The following is a 22,441-nucleotide window of genomic DNA, read 5'->3' on the forward strand; positions in this document are numbered from 1 at the left end:
ATGCAGTTTCCCCGCCTGCCGGACTGGGCCATCTACGGAGCGGTGGCGGCCGTGTTTCTGGCGGTGTCCCTGGGGCGACGCGAGAACGCCGATGCGCCGCTGGTCGCGGAGGCCGGCGCCGATGTCGCCGAGGGCGCGCTGTTAGGCCCCATCACCCCCTTTGACGCCGCCGTCACCGTCGATGCGGGCGAGGCGCCGTTCAAGCCGTCGTCGGGCACGGCCTTCTCCATCTCAGGACGGGGGCGCTGGGTGACGGCCCGTCATGTCGTCGAGGGGTGCCGCAAGCCGGCGCTGGTGGTGGGCGAGGGGCGGGCGGTCGCGGCCGACGTCCGTCTGGCGCCGCGCGCCGACGTCGCCTTGCTGATCACCGACGGCGGGCCGGCGGCCTTGCCGGTCGCGGTCGAGGCGCCGCTGCGCAAGGGCCAGCGCGCCTTCCATCCCGGCTTTCCTCAGGGGCGTCCTGGCGAGGTGACGTCACGCCTGCTGGGACGCGAAACCCTCAAGGTCTTCGGGCGAGGGGCGCGCGACGAGCCGGTGCTGTCCTGGGCCGAGGTCGGGCGCACCAACGGGCTTGAGGGCACATTGTCGGGCCTGTCGGGCGCGCCGGCTCTGGATGCGCAGGGCAGCGTCGTGGGCGTCACCATCGCCGAGGCGCCGAGGCGGGGCCGGATCTATACGACGGCGCCCGAGACCTTCGGTCCGGCGATCCGCGGCGAACAGACGCCGGCCGACGACGCGCGCGGCCAGGCCATCACGACCGATGATTACGGCCAGGTGTCCAACCGGCTAAGGCGCGATCTGCGCGTGGCGCAGGTGGTGTGCCTGTCGGTCTAGCTTAAGAAAGGTGACGGCCCGCCACGCAGAGGCGACGGGCCGTCCAGCTGTCAGTTCTACTTCAACGAACCGCTGTTCAGGTTCAGGGCGCCGGCCTCGATGACTTCGAGGTTGGGGTGTTTGGCGCGCAGATCGTCCAGGAACTTCGAGCCGTCGCCGACGATGACCAGGCTGGCGCGGTTGACCGGCAGGTGTTCGGCGAAGGCGGCCTCGACCTGTTCCGGCGTGACGGCGCGGACCCGGCCGGCGTAGTCGGCGAGATCGCTCATCGGCAGATCATAGAGCGCCAGGTTGGCGACCAGGGCGCCCAGGCCGTCCACCGTCTCCAGCGAGCGGCCGAAGCCGCCGATCAGGGTGGCGCGGCGCGGGGCCAGATCGGCCTGGGTCGGGGTCTCGGTTCCCAGTTTGGCGATCTCGGCCAGGATCAGATCGGCGACCTCGTCAGCGGTCTCGTTCTTGGTCTGGGTCGAGGCGGTGAACAGGCCCGCATCCGCCCGTGCGCCCAGCGACGACGAGGCGCCGTAGGACAGACCGCGCTTGATGCGGATTTCCTGGTTCAGGCGCGACGAGAAGCCGCCGCCCAACAGGGTGTTGCCGACCGTCAGCGGGAAGAAGTCCGCATCGGTGCGCGACACACCGCGAACGGCGGCCACCACCGCGGCCTGACCGGCGCCGGGCTGGTTCACCACGACGATGCGCGGCGCCAGGGGCTGACCGGCCGGATTGGTCGCAGCGGCCGGGGCCGCGCCGGCCGGGCGCCAGTCGCCGAACGCCTGTTGCGCCAGGGCGCGGGCGGCGGCCGGCGTGATGTCGCCCGAGAAGACCAGGGTCGCATCCGACGGCCGGTAGCGGGCGGCGTGGAAGGCGGCGACGTCGGCCGCCGTAATAGCCGGGACCGTCTGCTGGGTGATCGTCGCGCCATAGGGGGCGTCGCCGTAGATGACGCGGCCGACCGTCATGCCGGCGATGGACGCCGGCTGGCTGAGGGCGACGCGCAGACCGTCCAGGGTCTGGGCCTGCTGACGTTCAAGCTCTTCGCCGGCGAAGGTCGGGTTCTTCACCAGATCGGCCATCAGGGCCACGGTCGCCGGGAAGGCGTTCGACGGCGCGTTGGCGTAGACGTTCGAAAAATCGACACCGGCCGATGCGCCCACGCTGGCGCCCAACTGTTCGATCTGGGTGGCGATTTCGGGCGCGGTTTTGGTCTTGGTGCCCTGGGTCAGAAGGGCGGCGGTCATGGCGGCGACGCCGGCCTTGCCCTGCGGATCATCCGACGAACCGGCGTCGAAGCTGAGGCGGGCCGAGACCAGCGGCACGCCGTCGGTCGGGGCGACCAGGACGCGCAGGCCGTTATCGAGGCGGAAGTCGGCGACGGTCGGCGTCACGGGTGCGACCTCGGCGCCCGGCTGAGGCAGGGGCTTGCGCTCCGCCTCGGGCAGCAGGACGGCGGGCGGGCCGGCGGGGGCCAGGTCGGCGACCTTCACGGGGGCGTCCACGTTCATCTTCTGGACCGAGGCGGGGTTCTGATCGTCGGCGGCCAGGAAGGTGATCGTCGACTGGCGCTGCGGCGTGAGATATTTGCGGGCGACGCGCTGAATGTCGGCGACGGTGACGGCCTGGATCTGGGCGACCTCTTCGTCGGCGGCGGCGGCCGAGCCGGTGTTGATCAGCGAGAAGCCCAGGGCGGTCGCGCGGTCGTCCACCGTTTCGCGGCTGCGCAGCGTATTGGCGACGATCTCGTTCTTGGCCTCGGCCAGTTCAGCGGCGCTGACACGCGTGTCGCGCAGCTTGCCTATCTCCTCGTTCAGGGCGGCGATGCCTTCCTCGGCCGTGTGACCCTGGGCCATGATGGCCAGGGCGGACAGATTGCCGGCCTGCTGCGAGAAGTCGGGGGTCGAGCCGATCTGGGCCGCGATCTGCTTGTCATAGACCAGCGAGCGATACAGGCGGCTGGATTCGCCGGTGGACAGGATGCCGTCCAGAACGGTCAGGGCGGCGCGGTCGGCGTCGGCGTATTTCACCGTCGGCCAGGCGACCACGGCGGCCGGCAGCGGCACGTTCGGCGCATAGTAGGTGAGGTTGCGCGGTCCCGTCGGCTCGGGCTCGACGACATTGTTGGTCGGGATCGGCGTGGTCGGATTCTTCAGCGGGCCGAAATACTGATCCACCCAGCGGTCCAGTTGGGCCTGGTCGAAGTTGCCGGCCACGATCAGATAGGCGGCGTCGGGACGGTAGTAGGTGGCGTGGAAGCGGCGCACGTCCTCCAGAGACGAGGCCTCCAGCTCCTCGATCGAGCCGATGCCCGGACGGCGATAGGGGCTGTCCTGATAGATGGTCTCGGGCACGAACAGGCCGAACAGACGACCATAAGGATTGGCCAGAATCCGCTGACGGTATTCCTCCTTCACCACGTCGCGCTCGGCGACGAAGGTCGGCTCGTCCACGACCAAAGAGCCCATGCGGTCGGCCTCGGCGAACAGCATCCGCTCCAGATGGTTGGCGGGCACAGTCTCGAAATAGGCGGTGGTGTCGTCGGCGGTGAAGGCGTTGTTGGAGCCGCCCACGTCCTCGGTCAGCCGGTCGAAGGTTTCGGGCGGCAGGTTGGTGGTCGACTTGAACATCAGGTGTTCGAACAGGTGGGCGAAGCCGGAACGGCCGGCCGGATCGTCCTTGGAGCCGACCTTGTACCAGACCTGGACCGTTACGTTCGAGGTGTCGGCGTCACGCGCCGAATAGACCTCCAGCCCGTTCGCCAGAACGCGCTTGGTGAAGCCCAGCGGCGGCACGGTCACGCCCTGCGGCGCCTGTCCCGCCGATTGAGCGGCGGCTGGGGCGGGCGCGGCGCCCTCTGCGAAGGCGGGGGCGGCGAGGCCGAGAAGGAGAGCGGAGGCGGCTGCCCCGACTTTGAGGGTGGCGATCAGACGGGATTTCATGAGAGGCTCCGAAGCCCGGAACGCCGGGCGCCGGGACCGTATCAGCGATTGGGCGTCTTGCACCTTACCGAGATGTAATGAAGCGCAAGGAGCGCAGGTCGTTCATGGACAAATCCCCGGCGGCGATCTATTCGCCCAATGTCGCATGTCAGCGGCGACCCCCTGCCGAGGATGCGTGCCGAGACGAGCGAAAGCGACTTCTGTCTCCGACGAAAAAATCGCGGTCTGGGCCTTCGTCCTGCAAAATATGGTTACTCCGCCCGCCGTACTTTACGGCAGTTGGGCGGCCGCCGGGCTGATCCTGGCGGCCCTCGGGCAGCCGTGGGTGGGGCTGGGGTTCGCCCTGGTCGGCATGGCGTTCGACGCCTGGGCGCAAGGGCGGGTCAGGCGATACCAGAAGGCTGAGGCGCCCGTCGCGGGCTGGCCCCCGCTGCTGATGGCCATCGTGGCGATCCGGTTCGCCCTGGGGGTGTCCGGGCCGCTGATCGCCTGGCTGATGAACCCCCGCGCCGATGTGATGCTGGTGGTGGTGCTGATCCAGGTCTGGTCGATCGGTGTGGCCTTCGTTCAGTTCAGCGCGGCGCCTCGGCTCTTGGCGCTGGCGGCGACGCCGATCTGCGCGACCGTGCTGGTCGTGATCTATCCCTCGCTAATCGGGCCGCACGGTCTGGCGGTGGCGGCGGCCTTCGTCATGCTGGCGACGATCCTGTTCATCATCTCGCGCGCGACCCACGCCCTGTGGTGCGACCTGTTCGCGGCGGACCAGCGCAACAAGGCGTTGCTGATGGACGTGCAGGCGGCGCATGAGGCGGCCGTGCTGGACCGCGACGCCGCCCGATGCGCGCGTCAGGAGGCGGACGAGGCCAACGCCGCCAAATCCCGCTTCCTGGCCAATATGAGCCACGAGATCCGCACCCCCCTGAACGGCGTCATCGGCATGGCGCAGATTATGGCGGGCGACGCGCTGGAGGGTCGGCAGAAGGCGCGACTGGAGACTCTGGATCGGTCGGCCCACACCCTGCTGGAACTGATCAACCAGATTTTGGACCTGTCGCGGATCGAGGAGGGGCGGCTGGAGATCGTACTGCAGCCCATCGATGCGGACGCCCTGGTGCACGAGGTCACTGAGACGCTGCGGCCCTTGGCCGAAAGCAAGGGCTTGGCCTTCCACGTCGTGTCGACGGGCCTGCGATGGGTCAGCGCCGATCCGGTCCGGCTGCGTCAAATCCTGTTCAACCTGCTGTCCAACGCCATTAAGTTCACGACACAGGGGCAGGTGGCGTTGGATGTCGCGCGCACGGACGCCGGAGTGGTGTTCAGGGTGTCGGACACCGGGCGGGGCATACCAGCGGACCAGATCAGGCAGCTCTTCACGCGCTTCGCCCAGATCGAGGCGGCGGCCGTCGACCGGCGTGACGGGGCCGGGTTGGGCCTGTCGATCGTGGCGACCCTGGTGGAGCTGATGGGCGGCCGGATCGAGGTGGAGAGCGAGGCGGGCGAAGGGGCGATCTTCGTCGTCACGCTGCCGCTGACGCCGGCGCAACCTGTGAAGACCGGCGAGGATGCGCCGGACGCCGAGCCGGAGAGGGCGCTGCGCGTGCTGGTCGCCGAGGATCACCCGGTCAATCAGCAGGTAATCCGCGGCCTTCTGGGCCAGGTCGGCATCGAGGTCGAGATCGTCGATGACGGTCTTCAGGCGGTCGAAGCGACCCAAACGCGCGACTGGGACCTGATCCTGATGGATGTGCAGATGCCGAACATGGACGGTCCGACGGCGACCCGGACGATCCGGCAAGGCGAGGCCGACCAGGGGCTGGTCCGCACGCCGATCATCGCCCTGACGGCCAATGCGATGGTGGAGCAGGTCGAGAGCTATCTGGCGGCGGGCATGGATGCGGTGGTCAGCAAGCCCATCGACCTGAAGCTGCTGCTGACCACCATTTCCGACGTGATGTCCGCCAAGATCTAGTCGCGGAAGACCTGAACGCCGATCTCGCCGGCGGGCGTCAGCCAGGCGTGCTTCATGCCCTGGCTGTTGAAGGGGGCGGCGATGTTTCCAGCGGCGTCCAGGGCGATCATGCCGCCGTCGCCGCCCATGGATCCGATCTCGTCGATGACGGCCTGGGTTGCCTCGGCCAGAGCCTGTCCGGCGGCGACGCGCCAGGCGACCTGGGCGGAGGCGGCGACGCGGATGAAATATTCGCCCTGGCCGGTGCAGGAGGTCGCGGCGTGGGCGTCCGCCCAGGTTCCGGCGGCGGGGATGGGGGTATCGCCGACGCGGCCCGGCATCTTGCCGAACACCCCGGCGGTCGAGGTGGCGGCGGCGAGACGGCCCTGGCTGTCCAGCACGCAGGCGCCGACGGTGCCGTGGCTGAGGGTTCCGGGCGGATGGTTGTCCTCCCCCTTGCCCGCGCCGGTGAACCAGGCGGCCTCGTCGGCGATGGGCTCCAGCCCCTGGTCGTGGGCGAACAGGGCTGCGCCCTCGCCCGCCAGCATGATGTGCGGCGTCTTTTCCATCACCGCGCGGGCGGCGACGACGGGATTGCGGAAGCCCTGGAGTGCGGCGACGGCGCCGGCGCGTTTCGTCGATCCGTCCATGATGCTGGCGTCCAGCTCATAGGCGCCGGCCAGATTGGGCGAGGCGCCCTTGCCCGCGACGTAGAGACCCGAATCCTCCAGCATGACGACGGCGGCGGTGGCGACATCCAAGGCGCTGTCGCCCGCGTCCAGCCGGACCTTCATGGCCTCGACCACCTCGCGCATGTGCACGACCTCGGCGTCGTAGTTGCGTTCGCGCCGGGCGCCGGCGCCGCCGTGGAGGATGAGGGCGGTCATGTCGTCTTCCTGAGCCTTGTCCTTATCGCCTCTTTCAAACGGGCGTGGCGCTCTTTAGCGTCGCGATGAAGGCCGCGCCATGTCGGCCAAGGAGGAAAGATGCGCGCTGTTCTGTCCAAGACGCCTGGTGGCCCCGAAACCCTGGTCGTGGAGGACGTGCTCGACCCGACGCCCAAGACGGGCGAGGTGATCATCGAGGTCAAGGCGGTGGGGATCAACTATCCCGACACCCTGATCATCGAGGACAAATACCAGTTCCGGCCCGAGCGGCCCTTCTCGCCGGGCGCTGAAGTCGCCGGCGTGGTCGAGGCGGTGGCCGAGGGCGTCAAGGGCGTGCGCAAGGGCGACCGGGTCATCGCCGTGCCGGGCTGGGGCGGACTGGTCGAGCGGCTGGCGGTGCGGGCCGAGACCGTCATCCCCATCCCCGACGCCATGAGCTTCGAGGAGGCGGCGGCCCTGATCATGACCTATGGCACCAGCTACTATGCGCTGAAGGACCGGGCGCAGCTGAAGGCGGGCGAAACCCTCTTGGTGCTGGGCGCCGCCGGGGGCGTCGGCGCCGCCGCCGTCGAACTGGGCAAGGCTATGGGGGCCAAGGTGGTCGCCGCCGCCTCGACCAACGACAAGGTCGAGTTCGCGCTTGAACTGGGCGCCGACAATGGCCTGATCTATCCGTCGGGACCGATGGACAAGGCGGCGCAGAAGGCATTGTCGGGTGAGTTCAAGCTCGCGACCGGCCGCGACGGCGCGGACGTCGTTTATGATGCCGTCGGCGGCGATTACGCCGATCCGGCGCTGCGGGCCATGGACTGGAACGGGCGATATCTGGTGGTCGGCTTCCCGGCGGGCATTCCGTCCCTGCCGCTGAACCTGACCCTGCTGAAGTCGGTGTCGGTGATCGGCGTCTTCTGGGGTGCGGCGGTGATGCGCGATCCCAAGGCCCACGCCGCCAACATGGCTGAACTGATGCAGATGTACGCGGACGGCAAGATCAGGCCGCGCGTGTCAAAGACTTTCCCCCTGGAAAAGGCCGGCGAGGCGATCAAGGCCCTCGGCGACCGTCAGGCCCTGGGCAAGATCGTGGTGACGGTCGAGAGCTGAATCCTCCCTCGCGCAGCGGGGGAGGGGGACCGCGCGCAGCGTGGTGGAGGGGGCGGAAGCGGGCTAGGTATAAAACGGCTGGCGCAGCGCGCGCCTTCGCCTGCTCCACCGCTTCGCGGTCCCCCTCCCCCGTTCCGCTACGCTTCGCGGTGGAGGATCTTTATTTCGCCTTCAGCCGCTGCACCGCGTCCTCGGCCTGGTCGCGGTGGCGGCGTTTGATGTTGGCGCCGACTAGGGCCAGCAGGGCGGTGATGACGGCCGCGTCGTCGGTATAGCCGATGCCCGCGAAGATGTCGGGAATGGCGTCCACCGGCATGACGAAATAGGCCAGGCCCGCGAAGATCATGCCCTTGGCCGCCATCGGCGTCTGCGGATCGCGCGCGGCGTACCAGGCGGCAAGGGCCTGGTCCGCAAAGGGGATGCGGGCGGCCGTGCGCTGAATCTTGGGCCAGAAGCCCTTGGTCACGCGCGCCTCGTTGATCTTCACCACCGACGGCACGAGCGCCTTTTTCGGGTCCAGGACATCCGATGGATCGGCAGGTTTGGCTTTGGCGGTCATGGCCGCTAAATCCTCAAACGAAACTCAGGTTCACGACAATATAGGAACGATCAGGATGAAACTCGACAACACCATCGCCGCCGTGGTCACCGGGGGCGCATCGGGCCTGGGCGAAGGCACGGCCCGCGCCATCGCCGCGACGGGCGCGCGGGTCGCCCTGTTCGACCTGAACGCCGAACGCGGCGAGGAAATCGCCAGGGAAATCGGCGGCGTCTTCTGCCAGGTGGACGTGACCGATGACGCATCCGTCGCCGCCGCCTTCGAAAAGGCCCGCGCCGCCCACGGCCAGGAGCGGCTGACCGTCAACTGCGCCGGCATCGCTACGGGTCAGAAAACCGTCTCGCGCAAGAAGGACACCGGCGAAATCCGCGCCCACGACATGGCCCAGTTCGAACGCACGGTGCGGGTCAATCTGTTCGGCACCTTCCGCGTCCTGTCGCAGTCGGCGGCGGGCATGGTGACGCTGGAGCCGATGGCGGACGGCGAGCGCGGCCTGATCGTCAATACGGCGTCCGTGGCGGCCCAGGACGGCCAGATCGGCCAGGCGGCCTATTCGGCGTCCAAGGGCGGGGTCTATGCGATGACTCTGCCGGTGGCGCGCGATCTGGCCCAGGAAGGAATCCGCTGCAACACCATCCTGCCCGGCATCATGTGGACGCCGATGATGGCCGGCATGGACCAGAAGATCCAGGACGCCCTGGCCGCCGCCATCCCCTTCCCCAGCCGCCTGGGCACGCCGGCCGACTATGCGTCCTTGGTGCTGGAACTGGCCCGCAACGTCTATATCAACGGCGAATGCATCCGCCTGGACGGCGGCATTAGACTGGCGCCGCGCTGAGGCGCGGAAGGGCGCTACGCTCGCGACGCGGTCGCTCGCTGCTTGAGCGCGAAGGCGCTCTGGCGGCGAGCAGCGGGGTCGCTCTGTCGGCAAGCTTGCGGCTCATGTCGCGTGAACCGCGATACGCAAATCGGCTCAAGTAGCGCGATGCGCGATAGCCGCAAAAAAGAGCTTGCGGGACCGCTCAACCCTCCGCTATACGCCCCCTCCTCGACGGGGAGCGCACCTAGCTCCTACGGAGTGCGGGCGTAGCTCAGTGGTAGAGCACAACCTTGCCAAGGTTGGGGTCGAGAGTTCGAATCTCTTCGCCCGCTCCAGTCGAGATTGCCAAGGCAATCAATAGGTTATGGCAGGGCGATCCCAACGGGATCGCCCACCCTATTTTTTACGCCGCTACCACACCGCTACCAAAAATCTTTTGCTGGCGAGCGCTCGCCTGTCCATTGGCATGGCGCATTGCGGTGAAGGCCCCTGAAATCTGCTGAAAACACCGAACTAATTTTTGCGGAGATCGACCCGCGAGCAGGTCACGGGAAAATAGTGCCTTGGAATGTTGTTGCCCGCAGCTTCTTGCCTCGTATCCGTCAACCGCCGCCTTTGACTCTCTGAAGGATCCCGCGGGGTTTGGCGACGGTCAGGGTGTCGCGGTCTCGGCGCGGTCCCGAGCGATTGCTGTTCACCGTCCTGTAGTGACCTTAATAGGACCGGCCCGGTCTATCGCTCGTCCGCACGTCGGACTTCGCGGACGTCTGGCCGGCGTCGGCCGCCTGTCTGACCAAGGACCTGTGATGACCTTCACCCGCCTGCGCTCGCTGCCGGACCCGGATCATCTGCCGGCTCTGGACGCGGCCTATCTGTCCGCCGATCCCGCCCGTGGACTGGGCCCGACCGAGCCGGCGCCGCGTATCCTTCTCCTGTACGGATCGCTGCGCGAGCGGTCGTATTCGCGGTTCTGCGTCGAGGAAGCGGCCCGCCTGCTGCAGCAAATGGGATGCGAGACCCGCATCTTCGACCCCACCGACCTGCCCCTGCCGGGCGCGCCCGGCGACGACGACCACCCGGCGGTGCGCGAGTTGCGCGAACACGCCTTGTGGTCGGAGGGCATGGTCTGGTGCAGCCCGGAGCGGCACGGCCAGGTCTCCGGACTGATGAAGCTGCAGATCGATCACCTGCCGTTGAGCCTGGGCGGCATGCGCCCGACCCAGGGCCGGACGCTCGCCGTCATGCAGGTGTCGGGCGGGTCCCAGAGCTTCAACGCCGTCAACACTCTGCGCCTTCTGGGCCGCTGGATGCGGATGGTCACCATCCCCAACCAGTCGAGCGTGGCCAAGGCCTTCCAGGAATTCGACGAGGCCGGCCGGATGAAACCCTCGGCCTACTATGAGCGGATTGTCGATGTGATGGAGGAACTGGTGCGCTTCACCATCCTGGTCCGGCCCCACGCCGTTCAGCTCGTGGACCGCTATTCGGAGCGCAAGGCGGCCGGAGTTTTGGTGGATGCCGCGTCCGACCTCTCGGCCATTGCTATCGCACGCCAGGCCTGAGGCTGCGTTTTTGGCGGTAACGCGCCAGAACTGGCGAATTGCGATCCTCCCTGTCGAGGCAGGGTCTTCAGTGGAGCCGCACGGCGCAGAGCCTCGCCGGCGCCATGGGGAGGCGCTTATCCTCGATCGACCAGAGAATAGCTTGTGCTGCGTCCCCCGCCGTCATCCTTCACGAGGATGCCCCGGTCCACCAGATCTTTGATGTCGCGCAAGGCCGTGTCGGGCGAGGACTTCGTCAGCGCCGCCCATTTGGTCGAGGTGAGCTTGCCTTCGAAGCCGTCGAGCAGCCGGTTGATGACCGTGCTCTGGCGCTCGCTCAACGTCTGACCTGCGAGCGCCTCCCAGAAGCGCGCCTTGCGCATCACATGGGTCAGGGTGGTTTCCGCGCCGTCGAATGCGCGATCGAGGCAGCCGAGGAACCAGTCCAGCCAGAGGGTCACGTCCAGCGCGCCTTTCTGGGTCGTCTCCAGGGTCGCGTAGTAGTCCTTGCGCTCCAGCCGGATCTGGGCGGACATGCTGTAGAACCGCTGGGCGCTTTTCTCGGAACGGGCGAGCGCCATGTCGGCGATCGCCCGGGCGATCCGGCCGTTCCCGTCGTCGAACGGGTGGATGGTCACGAACCACAGGTGGGCGATCGCGGCCTTGAGGACCGGATCCGTCCGCGGCTCGTCAGTGAACCAGTCGAGGAACGCGCGCATCTCGTCCTGCAGACGGGCGGCGGGCGGCGCTTCATAGTGCACGCGCTCTCGTCCGAAGGGGCCCGAGACGACCTGCATCGGGCCGGAGCTCTCGTTGCGCCAGGCGCCGACGACGATCTTCGTCATGCCGCTGCGTCCGGTCGGAAACAGGGCGGCGTGCCAGCCGAACAGCCGTTCCTCGGTGAGCGGAGACGCAAAGTTCTGGGTCGCGTCGAGCATCATTTCGACGACGCCTTCGACGTTGCGATCCGCGGGGGCGAGGGCCCCGATATCCATGCCGAGGCGGCGGGCGATGGAGGATCGCACCTGATCCTTGTCGAGCAGCTCGCCTTCGATTTCGCTGGATTTCAGGACATCTTCGGTAAGGGTCTCGAGGACGGCTTCAGCGCGGAGGTCGAAGCCGAGCGTGTGCATCCGGCCAAGCAGAAGGCCTTGGCGATGACGGACGGCTGGGAGGCGATCGGCAAGCGCGTCAGCGCGCCATTCCAGACGCGGCCAGCCTTCGATCTCATGGATGTATTGCGCCATTCCCCGCACTCCTTGCGGGGAATATGGGCGTTATGCGCCGCAGGAGCAAGGCTGTTCTCCGCGTGAAGTGCGGAGAATAGGACGCCTAATCTCCGCACCAAGGGAGGCCTCGCACACTATAGGCGGCCCCCGCACCCTGGGTATCCGCGGACTGCGCGGCTATCGGCGCCCAAGGAGCTCCGAAACCCGCGGGCCGCAGTTGGGCCTCAGGCGGAGACGCCCGCTCAAGAGGCTGGGCGCGCGCCCTTCGGCGCCGCATGCCGGGAGAAGCCGACCACGAGGATAGCAATCGTCAGAAGCTGAACGGCGACGCCCTCGACCGTCGGATAAAGACCGAGGATCTCGATGCGGGGGATCCACTCCAGCGGATGGACATCGAGCCAGCCCGCCTCCTGCAGCGCAGCCACGCCCTTGCCGACGAGGACGACCGACAGGATGGCCATGAGGATCGAGCTCAGCGAGAAGAACCGGCCGATCGGGAGGCGCATGCTGTAGGCCAGCAAGGCCCAGGCCACCACGGCCAGGATGGCCACCGCCGTCAGGGCGCCGGCCAGCATGCCGAGATGGCCGCCCTGGCTCCAGATCGCCGCATAGAAGAGGATGGTCTCGAACACCTCGCGGTAGACCACCACGAAGGCCAGCAGGAACAGGAACCATGCGGACCGCTTCGACAGCGCCTTGGAGAGCTTGTCGCGGATATAGGTCTGCCAGGCGTCGGCGTGCGACTTCCCATGCATCCAGATGCCGACCGAGACGAGCACCACGGCCGCCAGGAGCGAGCCGAATCCTTCGGTGAGCTCCCGGCTGGCGCCGCTGATGGAGATGAAGAAGGTCGCGGCCGCCCAGGTGGCGCCGCCGGCGACCAGCGCGGCCACCCAGCCGCCGTGGACGTAGCGCAGCACCTCGGGCCGTTCGGCCTTCCTCAGGAAGGCGATCATCGCCACCACGATGAGGATGGCTTCCAGCCCTTCGCGCAGCAGGATGGTGAAAGCGCCGAGGAAGCTGGCGAGATTGTCCGCCTCCTGGGGCGCGAGGGCGCGTTCGGCCGTGTCCAGCAGGGCGTTCGCGCGGGCGACCCGGTCCGCGACCTCCTGGGTCGGCGCGCGCCTGCTGATCGAGATGCGCAGGTCGGTCATGGCCGTCTCGACCCGCCGCAGCAAGGCGCCGTCACGAGCGCCGAGCGCCGGCTCCACCGGTTCGACGCCGTCGAGATAGGCCGAGAGGGCGAGGTCGGTCGCGGCCTTGCGGTCGCCCCGGCGATAGGCGGCCTCGCTTTCGGCCAGTCGCGTCCGGGCCAGGGTCAGGGTCGATCCCTCGGCGCGAACCGTCGCCTCGGGATGGCGACGCAGGTGAGCGATGACCGCCCGCGCCTTCGTCTCGCCGATCCTTGTCGCCAGCTCCGCCGGGGTGGCCTGGGTGAGGGCGGCCAGGTCAGGGAACGCGGCGCGGATCGCCGCGTCGCTCTCCCAGAGGCGTCGACCTTCGGCGGCTTCGGCGTCGGTGAAGGCGAACCGGCCCACGTAGAAGGCCAAGGCCCAGCGATCCTCGGCCGGCAGATGGGCGAAGCTGGCCATGGCCGTGCCCTCGAGCCCCTGATCGATCACCTGGTAGAGGCCGAACACGCTGCGCTGACGGGCGCGCTCCACATCCGCGAAGGCGATCGCAGGCGGGTCGAGCCCCTCGGCGCCCGGTCCGTCGGCGCGTCCGGTCACGCCATGGCAGACCGAGCATTGCTCGGCATAGAGGGTCGCGCCGCGGGCCAGATCAGGCGGGAACGAAGGCGCGAGCGGGCTCGGATAGGCCGCCAGCACCGCGCCGGCCAGCGCCTTGGCCCGGGCCCCGACGACCCCCGGGTCGGCCTTGTCGAGGATGGCCGCCTGCAGGGCCTCCGCGTCACGGATCAGGCCGGCCTTGGCCGGGTTCGGCGGCAGGGCGTCCAGGCGGGTCCGGATCTGGCCGCCGAACTCGATCATCTCGCCGTATTCGGCCGGATTGGTCACCTGACCATTGGCAACCGCGCCGGCATAGTCGACCGCCACATAGTCGAGCAGTCGCCAGGCGACCTGGGCCTCGGAGGCGGACGGCGCCTGGGCCAGGGCGGGTGCGGACAGCCCCATCGCAAGCATCAGGGCGAAAAGGCGGAGCAGAGGGCGCATGGGAGACCTAGTTGTGAGCGGCTCGCAATAGCATTCAGGCGACGGCACTGTCGCGCTTTATTCGCGACGCGGCCGGGCTCGCAGGCGGCGACGGCTCCCCGTCCGCCGAGACGCCACGGCGCTGCGTGGCCAGCCCGGGCAGCTACGCGGCGCGGCGCTCGTTACAGGTGGATCGTGCGGTCGGCCACAGCCAGGCATGCCTCGCGCAAGGCTTCCGGAAGCGTCGGATGCGCATGGCTCGTCCGCGCCACGTCCTCGGCCGCCGCGCCGAATTGCATGACGGCGACCGCTTCATGGATCAGACTGCCGGCGTCCGGCCCCAGGATGTGCACGCCGAGAATCTTGTCCGTCCTGGCGTCCGCCAACACCTTGACCAACCCGTTCTTCTCCAACCGCGCCTTGGCCATGGCGTTTGCCGAGAACGGAAAGCGCCCGACGCGATAGGCCACGCCGGCCGCCTTGAGGTCGTCCTCGGTGCGCCCGACTGAGGCCAGTTCCGGCCAGGTATAGACGACCGCCGGAATCGTTCCGTAGTCCACATGGCCCGCGCCCCCCGCCAGGCGTTCGGCCAGGGCGATCCCTTCCTCCTCCGCCTTGTGGGCCAGCATGGCGCCGCCGATGACGTCGCCGATGGCGTAGACCCCGTCGGCGCTGGTCCGGAACCCTTCGTCCACCGGAATAAAGCCCCTGCGGTCGGGCGCAATGCCGACCGTTTCCAGATCGAGCCTGGCGGTTGCGGGCCGTCGGCCGATGGAGACCAGCACGACATCGGCCTTGATGGTTCCTCGCGCGCCATCGCCCATGGGCTCGACGTCGAGGACGACGTCGTCGCCCTCCATCCGCGATCCGACCACCTTATGCCCAAGGCAGAACTGGAAGCCCTGGGCCTCGAGCACCTTGTGCAGCGCCGCCGACATCTCCGAGTCGACGCCGGAGGCGATCCGGTCGAGCACCTCGATGACCGTGACCTCGCTGCCGAGCCGACGCCAGACCGACCCCAGCTCCAGTCCGACGTAGCCGCCGCCGATCACCGCCAGATGGCGCGGCGCCGCCGTCAGGCTCAGGGCGCCGGCGGAGGTGACGATTCGCCGCTCGTCGATGGGCAGGTCGGGCAAGGTCGCCGCTTCCGATCCGCTGGCGATGACCACCGCCTTGCTGGCCTGCACCTCGAAAGCGCCGTCCGCGGCGCGCACCTCCACCCGGTCGCGCGCCAGCAGCCGCCCGCGGCCCTGGAAGCGGGCGACCTTGTGCTTGCGCAGGAGGTAGGCGACCCCTTCGCCAAGCTCGGTCACCACCTTGCCCTTGTGCCGCATGACACCGTCAAGATCGGCCCGCACATTGTCTACCATGACGCCGAACGCTTCGAGATTGCGCGCCATCTCCAGCCGCTCGGTGGCCTGGAGCAGCGCCTTGGACGGAATGCACCCGATGTTCAGGCAGGTCCCCCCGAGCAGTTCGCGGTCGTCGATGACCGCCACCGACAGGCCGAGCTGGCTCGCCCGGATCGCACACGGGTATCCGCCCGGCCCGCCGCCGATGATCACCAGGTCGTAGGAGGTCGTCGAACGGCTCATGGCGTCAGCCTTTGCTGCGAGTGGATGGGAGAGAAGGGCCCCGGCCAGCCCGAGGAAGCGGCATCAGGCGCCCCCCTCATTGAGGGCCGCGTCGCGCGTCTCCATTCGGAACCCGCTTCCGGGGAGGGCCGGCAGGCGGCGGAAGTCGATCTCCAGATCCTGATCCGGCAGCCGGTAGTTCAGGTCGGCGAGCAGGCCGACGGCGCGCTCCATCAGCTCCACGACGATCCCTTCGCCAGGGCAACGGTGACCGGTCGCCGCATCCCCACCGCCCTGGGGGATGAGACCGAACGGATCTCCGGAGCCGTCGCTGAACCGCTCCGGCCGGAACGCCTCGGGATCAGTCCAGTGTGCGGGATCGTGATTGGAGCCATAGAGGTCGAGGACCACCTGACGGCCCTCCGGGAAGACCAGGTCGCGCCAGCGAAACGGCGCGCGCACACGCCCGATCACTGCCGGGAAGAACGGATAGAAGCGTCGGACTTCCTGGACGAAGGCGCGGCGACGTCCGGCGTCGGCGTCGGCCAGACGGGCCGCATCCGGGTGAGCCTGCATCGCGTGCGCCACAAACACGATGTAGACCGAGGTCGCGACAGTCGGCCGCAATACATTGGCCAGTTCGACCGCCGCCGTGTGGATCGGCAACGGTTCGCCGTCCGCGGCGCGGGTCCAGGCCCAGGCGTGGGCGGCCGTGTCCGGATCCGGCGACAGACGGCCGGCGCGAATGTCTTCAATGATCGAGCCCAGCCAGGCGTCGACGCGGCGACGCGCGTGCCTCGACCACAGATGCCGGGGGCCCCGCGATCCCGCCGCGTCGAACAGCGCCCTCAGGTGACGGACCCGTTTCGCCTCTTCGTGCGGCTCGAGCGGCACGCCGGCCCAGGCGCAGACGGCCCGCGTTAGCACCGGCTGCAAGGCGTCATACAGCACGATGTCGTCCTCGCCGGCCCATTCGACGGCCGCGCGCCGCCACTCCGCTTCGAACAGTTCGCCCAGTCGCGCGACACGGGCTGGCGACATCAGGGACATGAACACGCCCTTGCGGGCGCGGTGGGCCTCGCCGTCCAGCCCCTGGACGCCGCCCTCGCCGAGCAGCGTGCGGCGGACCGGCGCCGGCATGGCGCCCGCCCGCACGATGCGGGTCTCGTCATAGAAGATCCGCGCCGCCTCGCGGCCTCTCAGACAGGTCGTCTCCTTCAGCGCCAGGCGGGTCTCGACGACGTCGGCGCCGGCCTGCTCGAACAGGTGGGAAAGGCGCCGATAAGGGTCTGTCAGCAGGGCCAGGGTCTGGTCGCCGTGTCGCGAGGTCGGCCGATGCGTCATCGAAATCCTCCAGAAGGACGGGCGGTCCGCGACGGGAGCCGCCAATCGCCTCCAAACGTCGCGGTGGGCTAATGGCTCCGGGGTCTTTGCGCCTTCCGGATCTTCCACAGGGTCAAAGCGGCGCGGATGGATCGTGCAACGCCTCGATCACCTTGCAGGCGGAGACCCGGCCCCCGGCGCATTCCGTCGTCATCCGCGACAGTTCGCGCTGGAGGGCGCGGAGCCGGGCGATCTTCTGTTTCACATCGGCGAGATGACGTTCGGCCAGGGTGCTGGCCTCGGCGCAGGGCCGATCGGGGTGATCCGACAGATCAAGCAAGGAGCGGATCGAATCCAGATCGAAGCCCAGCTGGCGGGCATGCCGGATGAATGACAGGCGGCGCTCCGCCGCGTCGTCATACATGCGCCGGTCGCTGGCGGTGCGCGGCGGCGGCGGAAGCAAGCCGATTTCTTCATAGAAGCGGATGGTCGGAACCTTGACGCCCGTGGCGGCGGCCAGTTTGCCGATGGGGCGCAACCCGGACGAGGCGGGAGAGGGGAGGGGCATCGCGTCAGCTCGTAACGGCGGGTGAAAGGCATCTGGGGCGGGGAGGGATCATCGGCCCAGCCCCATCAGGACGACGGCGATGCCGAAGGCGGCAATCGTGGAGGCGCCGGTGAGCGCCATGCCGAAGGCCGGGGCCGCCGCGCCCTGCGCGTAACCCAGGGCGAAGAAACCCCGACCAACCAGATAAAGAGGGACCAACACCGGCAGCAGGATCATCTCCTCGCCGCGCAGCACGGTGGCGAGCACCAGGTGGGCGCTCACCGCCAGAACGGTCTGTTCAAGCGAGTTCTGTAGCACGGCGGCGGGTAGGGCGAGCCTGGCGCCGGGCGCCGCATCGGCGGACCCGGCCGGTCGGCGTCGGACCGGAACCGGATGCTGGCCACCACCCTCAAACACCCCGCGAGCCACAGGAAGACCGGGAGATTCGCCTGCAGGGCATAGGCCAGCCTATCGGCCGTCGCCATGTCGCGCGCCGCGCCGAGAAGGGGCGGGGAAAGCCGCAGCCAGGCGGAGGCCGCCGCTGAGGCGGTGATGAGAATCGCCGGCGCCGAGCGGACGGCGATCGCCCTCTGTTCGGCGGGAAGCCTCATCGCGCCGCCCGTCCCAGGGTCGAGGACGCCGCGCGGCTGTCCGAGCCCCGGACGGTGAGGAGGAGCAGCGCGACGCCGCAGACAATGGCCGCATCGGCGAGGTTGAAGGTCGGCCAGTGCGCCGCCCCCCAATGAAGATCGATAAAATCGGTGACCGCGCCAAAGCGTAGCCGGTCGACGAGGTTCCCGATCGCTCCACCGGCGATGAGGCCTGCGGCGGCCGCCGTCACGGCGCTGCGCGTGCGCCAGATCCACGCCAGCAGGGCGCCGATGATCAGGGAGGCCACGGCGCTCAGCGCCCAGCGGCCGACGGCGCCTGAGCCGGCGAACAGGCCGAAGGTGACGCCGGGGTTGAACCCGAGACGCAGCGCGAGAAACGGCGTGAGGTTGATCGGAGCGTCCAGCTGAGCGCGCGCCGCGGCCTTGGCGGCCTGATCCACGACGGCGATCAGCGCCGCGAGCGCGAAGGCGATCGTCTGCAGGCGGCCGGGAACGCGTCGCGTCGGGTGCATGGTGATCATGAAGCCTCCAATGGATTTCAACTGATTTTGGGCCCTCTAGTTACTAGAGGATCAAGCTGGTTTTATCTGACAGGCGTTTCTTTCATGGAAGCCATGCATTCTCGGCATGATCGTCTAGCCATTGGGAGATGCATGCTTCTCGCGAAAGGGTAATCCGATGACTGAACCCCCTCTCGTCCTGTGCACTTCCTCGCCCGGCTGCAGTTGCGGCGTGGCCTCCAGGTTCGACAGCGCCACCCCGCCTACCGGCGCATCATGATCGCGGTGATCGCCGTCAACTGCGCCGCCTTTATGGCCATAGCCAGCGGCGTGTCCCTGCAAGGCTCGGCGCCCCCTGGGCGCCAATGTGCTCAACTTCCTGGCCGACGCGCCACCTACGGCATCAGCCTGGCCGTGATCGGACGTTCGGTCGCCGTGCAGTCCGGGGCGGCCAATGGCCAAGGCGCCAGCCTCGTTGCGTTGGTGCTGTTATTCCTCAGCTACGCGATCTCGCGAGCCACCTCCGGGGCGCCGTCCCGTGGCATCACCGGACTGGGCCCTCTGGGCTTCTTCGCCAACGCCCTGGCCGGCTTACTGCTGGTAAGCCACTGCGCAGGCGACGCCAACGTCCGCTCGCTCTGGCTATGCGCGCGCAACGACCTTACCCAGAGCCTGGCGTCGCGGCGACCGGCGGAGCGGTCTGGCTGACCGGTTCACGATGGCCCGACCTGATAGCGGGAGCGCTACTCAGGTGAAGATTGCGCATTCTGCAATCTCGATCCACCTGCAGACGCAGCGAAAGAATCGGACGCGATCAGCGTGCGCTCGCTTAAAGATCGCTCGACTTTGCTGAATAGGTCGAGATGGCCGACGACGCGCCACTCTCGGCCTTGCATGTCGACTTTCCCTCTCCCTCACCGCGGATTGGTGGTCACTCGAAACAGTCGCAGCCCCCGAACACTGTAACAGATTGCTTGATCGCCCGAATGAAAGTATCCACCACGCGATGGCGTGGCCAATTGCGACATGGGCAAGACTGATACTGGCGGTGACCCTGGTCTCCGCCGTGTTTTTCGTCGCCCCGATCGCTGACGCCGCGACCTGCGTCCCGGAGACGGCATCGGCTCACGCCATGGTCGTTGAAGATGCGGGCGATGGCGACCAGGTCGACCTTGGCGCTGGGCACGGAGTCTGCACCCACGGCCACTGCCACCACAACGGAACTGCCCGTGCGGATGTCGCCGACCACATCGCGATGCAGATCCACGCGCGGCCTGTTCACGCCTTCCCCTCGAGTGATTTTCCGTCGTCGATCTCTCCCGACGGCCTGAAGCGCCCTCCCAGAGTCTGACCGGACGTCTGCGCCGCCGTGCGCGCGAACTCGTGTCAAATTTCTGGAAGATGAATCATGCCTCCCTCATATCGCAGGCCGCCGCGTTTCGCGGTCGGCTGCGCGTTGGCCGCATTCGCGGCCGTGCTGGCCAGTCCCGCTTGGGCTGACCCCGCGCCGTCCTTCGCCGAGCTGCTCGCCCAGCTGGGTCAAACCCCGGCCACCCTTGAAGCCGGCGCCCTGTCGGACGCCGCCGAAGCACGTGTCCGCCAGGCCCGTGCGAGGCCTAATCCGACGATCGCTCTCGACGCCGAGAACGCTTTCGGCACGGGGCCCTTCTCGGGCTACGCCAATGCCGAAACCACCTTGTCGATCAGCCAGGACCTCGAGCTGTGGGGACGTCGGACCGCGCGGGTCAATGTCGCCCGCGCGGAAGCCGGAACCGCGGCGCTGCAGCGGGATCTCGCCATCATCGACGCCGCCGGAAGGCTCGCTCAGGTCTATGCCGATGCGGAAGCCGCCCAAAGGCGGGCTGCTCTCGCGGAGGAAAGCCTCACCCTGACCATCGCCGATGCGAGGGCCGCCCTTGTTCTTGTCGAGGAAGGCCGTGAGCCGCTGCTGCGCGGCATCCAGGGGGAAAGCGAAGCGGCTGCGGCGCGTGCCTCTCGCGATGAAGCCGTCGCGGAGCGCGACGCGGCCTTCGCGCGGCTGACCGCAGTCGCCATGTTGGCGGCTCCGGTCACGACGATCGACACCAGCCTGCTGGACCTCGCGCCTGCCGCGACCTTCGCGGCCCCGGCGGAGGCGCCGGCCGTTCGCGTCGCCGAGGCTCAGCGCGCGGCCGCCGAACGCCGGATCGACGTCGAGCGGATCCGCTCGCGTCCTGACATCAACGCCAGCGTCGGTGTCCGTCGCTACGAGATGGAGGACGCGACGGCGCTGACTTTCGGCGTCAGCATGCCGCTGCCCCTGTTCGACCGCAACCGCGGGAACATCGACGCGGCGCAGGCCGACTTCCGGGCTGCGGATGCGCGGCTCCTGGGCGCCCGCCAGGAGGCCCAGGCCGATCGCGCCGCGGCGCGGGCGCGCCTCGCGGCCTCTGTGAGCCGGGTCTCCGCCGCCGATGCAGGGGTGGCGTCTGCCGAGGAGGCCTACCGTCTGTCGCGGATCGGATCCGAAGCGGGGCGCATCTCCCAACTCGAGCTGCGGGTCACCCGTGCAGCCCTGATCTCTGCCCGAACTTCGGCCGTCGATGCGCGCCTTGCACGCGTCCAGGCCGAGATTGAACTTGCGCGCCAGGACGGCCGCGCCCCCTTCCAAGGAGCCCAATGATGCGCAAGCGCACATCCAACAAGACGTTGCTGATCGGCGGCGCCGCCGCCGTCGTTCTGCTTGGCGGAGGCGGGCTGTTCCTGCTCACGCGCGGGCCGGACGCCGCTCCAGCCGCCGCCGAGGGTGAGGCGGGTCACGCTGAAGAAGAGGGCGCCCATGCCGAGGGCGAAGCCGGCCACGAAGGCGAGGCCGAAGCGCCGGAAGGCTTCGTCGCTCTGAGCGCGGCCCAGGCCCAGGCCGCCAACCTGATCGTGGTCGGCGTCGGTCGGGGAGGGGGCGCCGAAACCCGGCTCTCCGGGCGGGTCGAGCCCATGGTCGACGCGCGCGCCGCTGTGGCGGCGTCCGTCGGCGGGCGGGTCGAGCGGGTTCTCGTAGCTCCGGGCCAGTCGGTCCGGATCGGTCAGCCCCTGGCGAGCGTCGTCAGCGGTGAAGCGGCGACGTTCCGCGCGGACGCAGACGCGGCGGCCGCCGAAACTGAAGTGGCGCGCCAGGCTTATCAACGCAACCGCAATCTGGCGGACCAGGGCGTTGTCGCCCGACAGGAGGTCGAGGCGTCCCGCGCGCAACTGCTCAGCGCCGAAGCCGGCGCCCGCGCGGCTCGCGCGCGGTCCAGCGCGGCGGGCTCGCCCAACGCTTCGGGCCGCCTCAGCGTCACCAGCCCCATCACCGGAGTCGTGACCAGCGTCCAGGTCGGACCGGGCGGCTTCGTCGCCCCTGGCGGCGTTGTCGCCGAGGTCACCAACCCGGCCAGGGTTGAGCTCGTCTTCAACGCGCCGCCTGCTTTGGCCGCCAATGTAAGGGCCGGGGCGCCTCTGCGGGTCAGCAACCCCAGCGGCGACTTCGACGCCATCGTCACCGGCGTTGCCGCAGGCGCGGGCGGCGAAAGCGGCGCCACGGTCATTCGGGCCCGGCCGACGGGCTCTGTCCTCCCGCCGGCCGGTTCCGCCGTCACGGGGGCGATCGTGACGGGCGAGACGACCGGCGGTCTCACCGTGCCGACCGAGTCCGTCCAGACCGTCGACGGCAACACCGTCGTCTTCGTTCAGGTCCCGAACGGCTTCCAGGCCCGTCCGGTGCTCGCCGGTCGTCAGGCCGGGGGGCGGACTGAAATCCTGCGTGGCCTCACCGGGGCTGAACGGGTCGCCGGCACGAACGCCTTCCTCCTCAAAGCCGAGCTCGCCAAGGGCGAGGCCGAGCACGGTCACTAGGGGCGCACCGC

General features: G+C 68.8%; 19 protein-coding genes and 1 tRNA gene. 9 read left to right on the forward strand and 11 right to left on the reverse strand.

Annotated features, from left to right (window positions below; genetic code table 11):
• Entirely contained in the window at nucleotides 1-834 is an 834-nt protein-coding gene (locus DT343_RS12650) for a S1 family peptidase (protein WP_112863172.1), read from the forward strand.
• Between the two features lie 56 nt (nucleotides 835-890).
• Here the strand turns inward: DT343_RS12650 and DT343_RS12655 are convergent, their stop codons facing one another.
• Nucleotides 891-3,767, reverse strand: coding sequence for a M16 family metallopeptidase (locus DT343_RS12655; RefSeq protein WP_112863173.1), 2,877 nt, complete (start codon nucleotides 3,765-3,767; stop codon nucleotides 891-893).
• Between the two features lie 247 nt (nucleotides 3,768-4,014).
• Here DT343_RS12655 and DT343_RS12660 point away from each other — a divergent pair, with 247 nt between their 5' ends.
• On the forward strand, nucleotides 4,015-5,736 hold the full coding sequence (locus DT343_RS12660; protein ID WP_112863174.1) for an ATP-binding protein: 1,722 nt from the start codon (nucleotides 4,015-4,017) through the stop codon (nucleotides 5,734-5,736).
• Here DT343_RS12660 and DT343_RS12665 read toward each other — a convergent pair.
• Nucleotides 5,733-6,602 (reverse strand): isoaspartyl peptidase/L-asparaginase family protein, encoded by an 870-nt coding sequence (locus DT343_RS12665; RefSeq protein ID WP_112863175.1) that lies wholly within the window; start codon nucleotides 6,600-6,602, stop codon nucleotides 5,733-5,735. The two genes, DT343_RS12660 and DT343_RS12665, sit on opposite strands and share 4 nt — an antisense overlap.
• A gap of 99 nt (nucleotides 6,603-6,701) precedes the next feature.
• Here DT343_RS12665 and DT343_RS12670 point away from each other — a divergent pair, with 99 nt between their 5' ends.
• Nucleotides 6,702-7,703 (forward strand): NADPH:quinone oxidoreductase family protein, encoded by a 1,002-nt coding sequence (locus DT343_RS12670; RefSeq protein WP_112863176.1) that lies wholly within the window; start codon nucleotides 6,702-6,704, stop codon nucleotides 7,701-7,703.
• Nucleotides 7,704-7,863: 160 nt separating this feature from the next.
• Here the strand turns inward: DT343_RS12670 and DT343_RS12675 are convergent, their stop codons facing one another.
• On the reverse strand, nucleotides 7,864-8,262 hold the full coding sequence (locus DT343_RS12675) for a YkvA family protein (protein WP_045809996.1): 399 nt from the start codon (nucleotides 8,260-8,262) through the stop codon (nucleotides 7,864-7,866).
• Between the two features lie 55 nt (nucleotides 8,263-8,317).
• Here DT343_RS12675 and DT343_RS12680 point away from each other — a divergent pair, with 55 nt between their 5' ends.
• From DT343_RS12680 to arsH, 3 genes are all read left to right on the forward strand, one after another.
• On the forward strand, nucleotides 8,318-9,100 hold the full coding sequence (locus DT343_RS12680) for an SDR family oxidoreductase (RefSeq protein ID WP_112863177.1): 783 nt from the start codon (nucleotides 8,318-8,320) through the stop codon (nucleotides 9,098-9,100).
• Between the two features lie 242 nt (nucleotides 9,101-9,342).
• Nucleotides 9,343-9,417 (forward strand) — tRNA-Gly (locus DT343_RS12685).
• 471 nt (nucleotides 9,418-9,888) lie between these two features.
• Nucleotides 9,889-10,644, forward strand: coding sequence for an arsenical resistance protein ArsH (arsH, locus tag DT343_RS12690; RefSeq protein WP_035307546.1), 756 nt, complete (start codon nucleotides 9,889-9,891; stop codon nucleotides 10,642-10,644).
• 116 nt (nucleotides 10,645-10,760) lie between these two features.
• Here arsH and DT343_RS12695 read toward each other — a convergent pair whose 3' ends face one another.
• The 7 genes from DT343_RS12695 to lspA all read right to left on the reverse strand — a co-directional run bounded on the left by DT343_RS12695 (nucleotide 10,761) and on the right by lspA (nucleotide 18,581).
• Nucleotides 10,761-11,870, reverse strand: coding sequence for a Fic family protein (locus DT343_RS12695; protein ID WP_035307547.1), 1,110 nt, complete (start codon nucleotides 11,868-11,870; stop codon nucleotides 10,761-10,763).
• A gap of 224 nt (nucleotides 11,871-12,094) precedes the next feature.
• Nucleotides 12,095-14,026, reverse strand: coding sequence for a cytochrome c/FTR1 family iron permease (locus DT343_RS12700; RefSeq protein WP_112863178.1), 1,932 nt, complete (start codon nucleotides 14,024-14,026; stop codon nucleotides 12,095-12,097).
• 161 nt (nucleotides 14,027-14,187) lie between these two features.
• Nucleotides 14,188-15,600, reverse strand: a complete 1,413-nt coding sequence (gene lpdA, locus DT343_RS12705) for a dihydrolipoyl dehydrogenase (protein ID WP_088582523.1) — start codon at nucleotides 15,598-15,600, stop codon at nucleotides 14,188-14,190.
• 63 nt (nucleotides 15,601-15,663) lie between these two features.
• Entirely contained in the window at nucleotides 15,664-16,923 is a 1,260-nt protein-coding gene (locus tag DT343_RS12710; RefSeq protein ID WP_008261169.1) for a cytochrome P450, read from the reverse strand.
• A 112-nt stretch (nucleotides 16,924-17,035) separates the two neighbouring features.
• Nucleotides 17,036-17,470, reverse strand: coding sequence for a MerR family transcriptional regulator (locus DT343_RS12715; RefSeq protein WP_040349346.1), 435 nt, complete (start codon nucleotides 17,468-17,470; stop codon nucleotides 17,036-17,038).
• A 48-nt stretch (nucleotides 17,471-17,518) separates the two neighbouring features.
• On the reverse strand, nucleotides 17,519-17,866 hold the full coding sequence (locus tag DT343_RS12720) for an MAPEG family protein (protein WP_153923203.1): 348 nt from the start codon (nucleotides 17,864-17,866) through the stop codon (nucleotides 17,519-17,521).
• 190 nt (nucleotides 17,867-18,056) lie between these two features.
• A complete protein-coding gene (gene lspA, locus DT343_RS12725; protein WP_008258720.1) occupies nucleotides 18,057-18,581 on the reverse strand; it encodes a signal peptidase II in 525 nt (174 codons plus the stop codon).
• 180 nt (nucleotides 18,582-18,761) lie between these two features.
• Between lspA and DT343_RS12730 the strand changes: the two genes are divergently transcribed.
• A complete protein-coding gene (locus tag DT343_RS12730; protein WP_050771603.1) occupies nucleotides 18,762-19,268 on the forward strand; it encodes a hypothetical protein in 507 nt (168 codons plus the stop codon).
• Nucleotides 19,269-19,491: 223 nt separating this feature from the next.
• Here DT343_RS12730 and DT343_RS17520 read toward each other — a convergent pair whose 3' ends face one another.
• Entirely contained in the window at nucleotides 19,492-19,827 is a 336-nt protein-coding gene (locus DT343_RS17520) for a hypothetical protein (protein ID WP_156796407.1), read from the reverse strand.
• A 189-nt stretch (nucleotides 19,828-20,016) separates the two neighbouring features.
• On the opposite strand from DT343_RS17520, the gene DT343_RS12740 reads away from it, so the two are divergent.
• Nucleotides 20,017-21,222: a TolC family protein gene (locus DT343_RS12740; RefSeq protein WP_258522572.1), complete on the forward strand. Its 1,206-nt coding sequence runs from the start codon at nucleotides 20,017-20,019 to the stop codon at nucleotides 21,220-21,222.
• A complete protein-coding gene (locus DT343_RS12745) occupies nucleotides 21,222-22,430 on the forward strand; it encodes an efflux RND transporter periplasmic adaptor subunit (protein ID WP_112863179.1) in 1,209 nt (402 codons plus the stop codon). Before DT343_RS12740 ends, DT343_RS12745 begins: the two co-directional genes overlap by 1 nt.
• The last annotated feature ends 11 nt before the right edge of the window (nucleotides 22,431-22,441 follow it).

The organism is Brevundimonas vesicularis, from assembly GCF_900445985.1.
In the GTDB taxonomy this organism is placed as follows: Bacteria; Pseudomonadota; Alphaproteobacteria; order Caulobacterales; family Caulobacteraceae; genus Brevundimonas; species Brevundimonas vesicularis_D.

Excerpts from the sequence above, each read along its gene's own strand:
- DT343_RS12650 (WP_112863172.1), top strand. The coding sequence starts at position 1 with ATGCAGTTTCCCCGCCTGCCGGACTGGGCCATCTACGGAGCGGTGGCG.
- DT343_RS12655 (WP_112863173.1), bottom strand. The coding sequence starts at position 3,767 with ATGAAATCCCGTCTGATCGCCACCCTCAAAGTCGGGGCAGCCGCCTCC.
- DT343_RS12660 (WP_112863174.1), top strand. The coding sequence starts at position 4,015 with ATGGTTACTCCGCCCGCCGTACTTTACGGCAGTTGGGCGGCCGCCGGG.
- DT343_RS12665 (WP_112863175.1), bottom strand. The coding sequence starts at position 6,602 with ATGACCGCCCTCATCCTCCACGGCGGCGCCGGCGCCCGGCGCGAACGC.
- DT343_RS12670 (WP_112863176.1), top strand. The coding sequence starts at position 6,702 with ATGCGCGCTGTTCTGTCCAAGACGCCTGGTGGCCCCGAAACCCTGGTC.
- DT343_RS12675 (WP_045809996.1), bottom strand. The coding sequence starts at position 8,262 with ATGACCGCCAAAGCCAAACCTGCCGATCCATCGGATGTCCTGGACCCG.
- DT343_RS12680 (WP_112863177.1), top strand. The coding sequence starts at position 8,318 with ATGAAACTCGACAACACCATCGCCGCCGTGGTCACCGGGGGCGCATCG.
- arsH (WP_035307546.1), top strand. The coding sequence starts at position 9,889 with ATGACCTTCACCCGCCTGCGCTCGCTGCCGGACCCGGATCATCTGCCG.
- DT343_RS12695 (WP_035307547.1), bottom strand. The coding sequence starts at position 11,870 with ATGGCGCAATACATCCATGAGATCGAAGGCTGGCCGCGTCTGGAATGG.
- DT343_RS12700 (WP_112863178.1), bottom strand. The coding sequence starts at position 14,026 with ATGCGCCCTCTGCTCCGCCTTTTCGCCCTGATGCTTGCGATGGGGCTG.
- lpdA (WP_088582523.1), bottom strand. The coding sequence starts at position 15,600 with ATGAGCCGTTCGACGACCTCCTACGACCTGGTGATCATCGGCGGCGGG.
- DT343_RS12710 (WP_008261169.1), bottom strand. The coding sequence starts at position 16,923 with ATGACGCATCGGCCGACCTCGCGACACGGCGACCAGACCCTGGCCCTG.
- DT343_RS12715 (WP_040349346.1), bottom strand. The coding sequence starts at position 17,470 with ATGCCCCTCCCCTCTCCCGCCTCGTCCGGGTTGCGCCCCATCGGCAAA.
- lspA (WP_008258720.1), bottom strand. The coding sequence starts at position 18,581 with ATGATCACCATGCACCCGACGCGACGCGTTCCCGGCCGCCTGCAGACG.
- DT343_RS12745 (WP_112863179.1), top strand. The coding sequence starts at position 21,222 with ATGCGCAAGCGCACATCCAACAAGACGTTGCTGATCGGCGGCGCCGCC.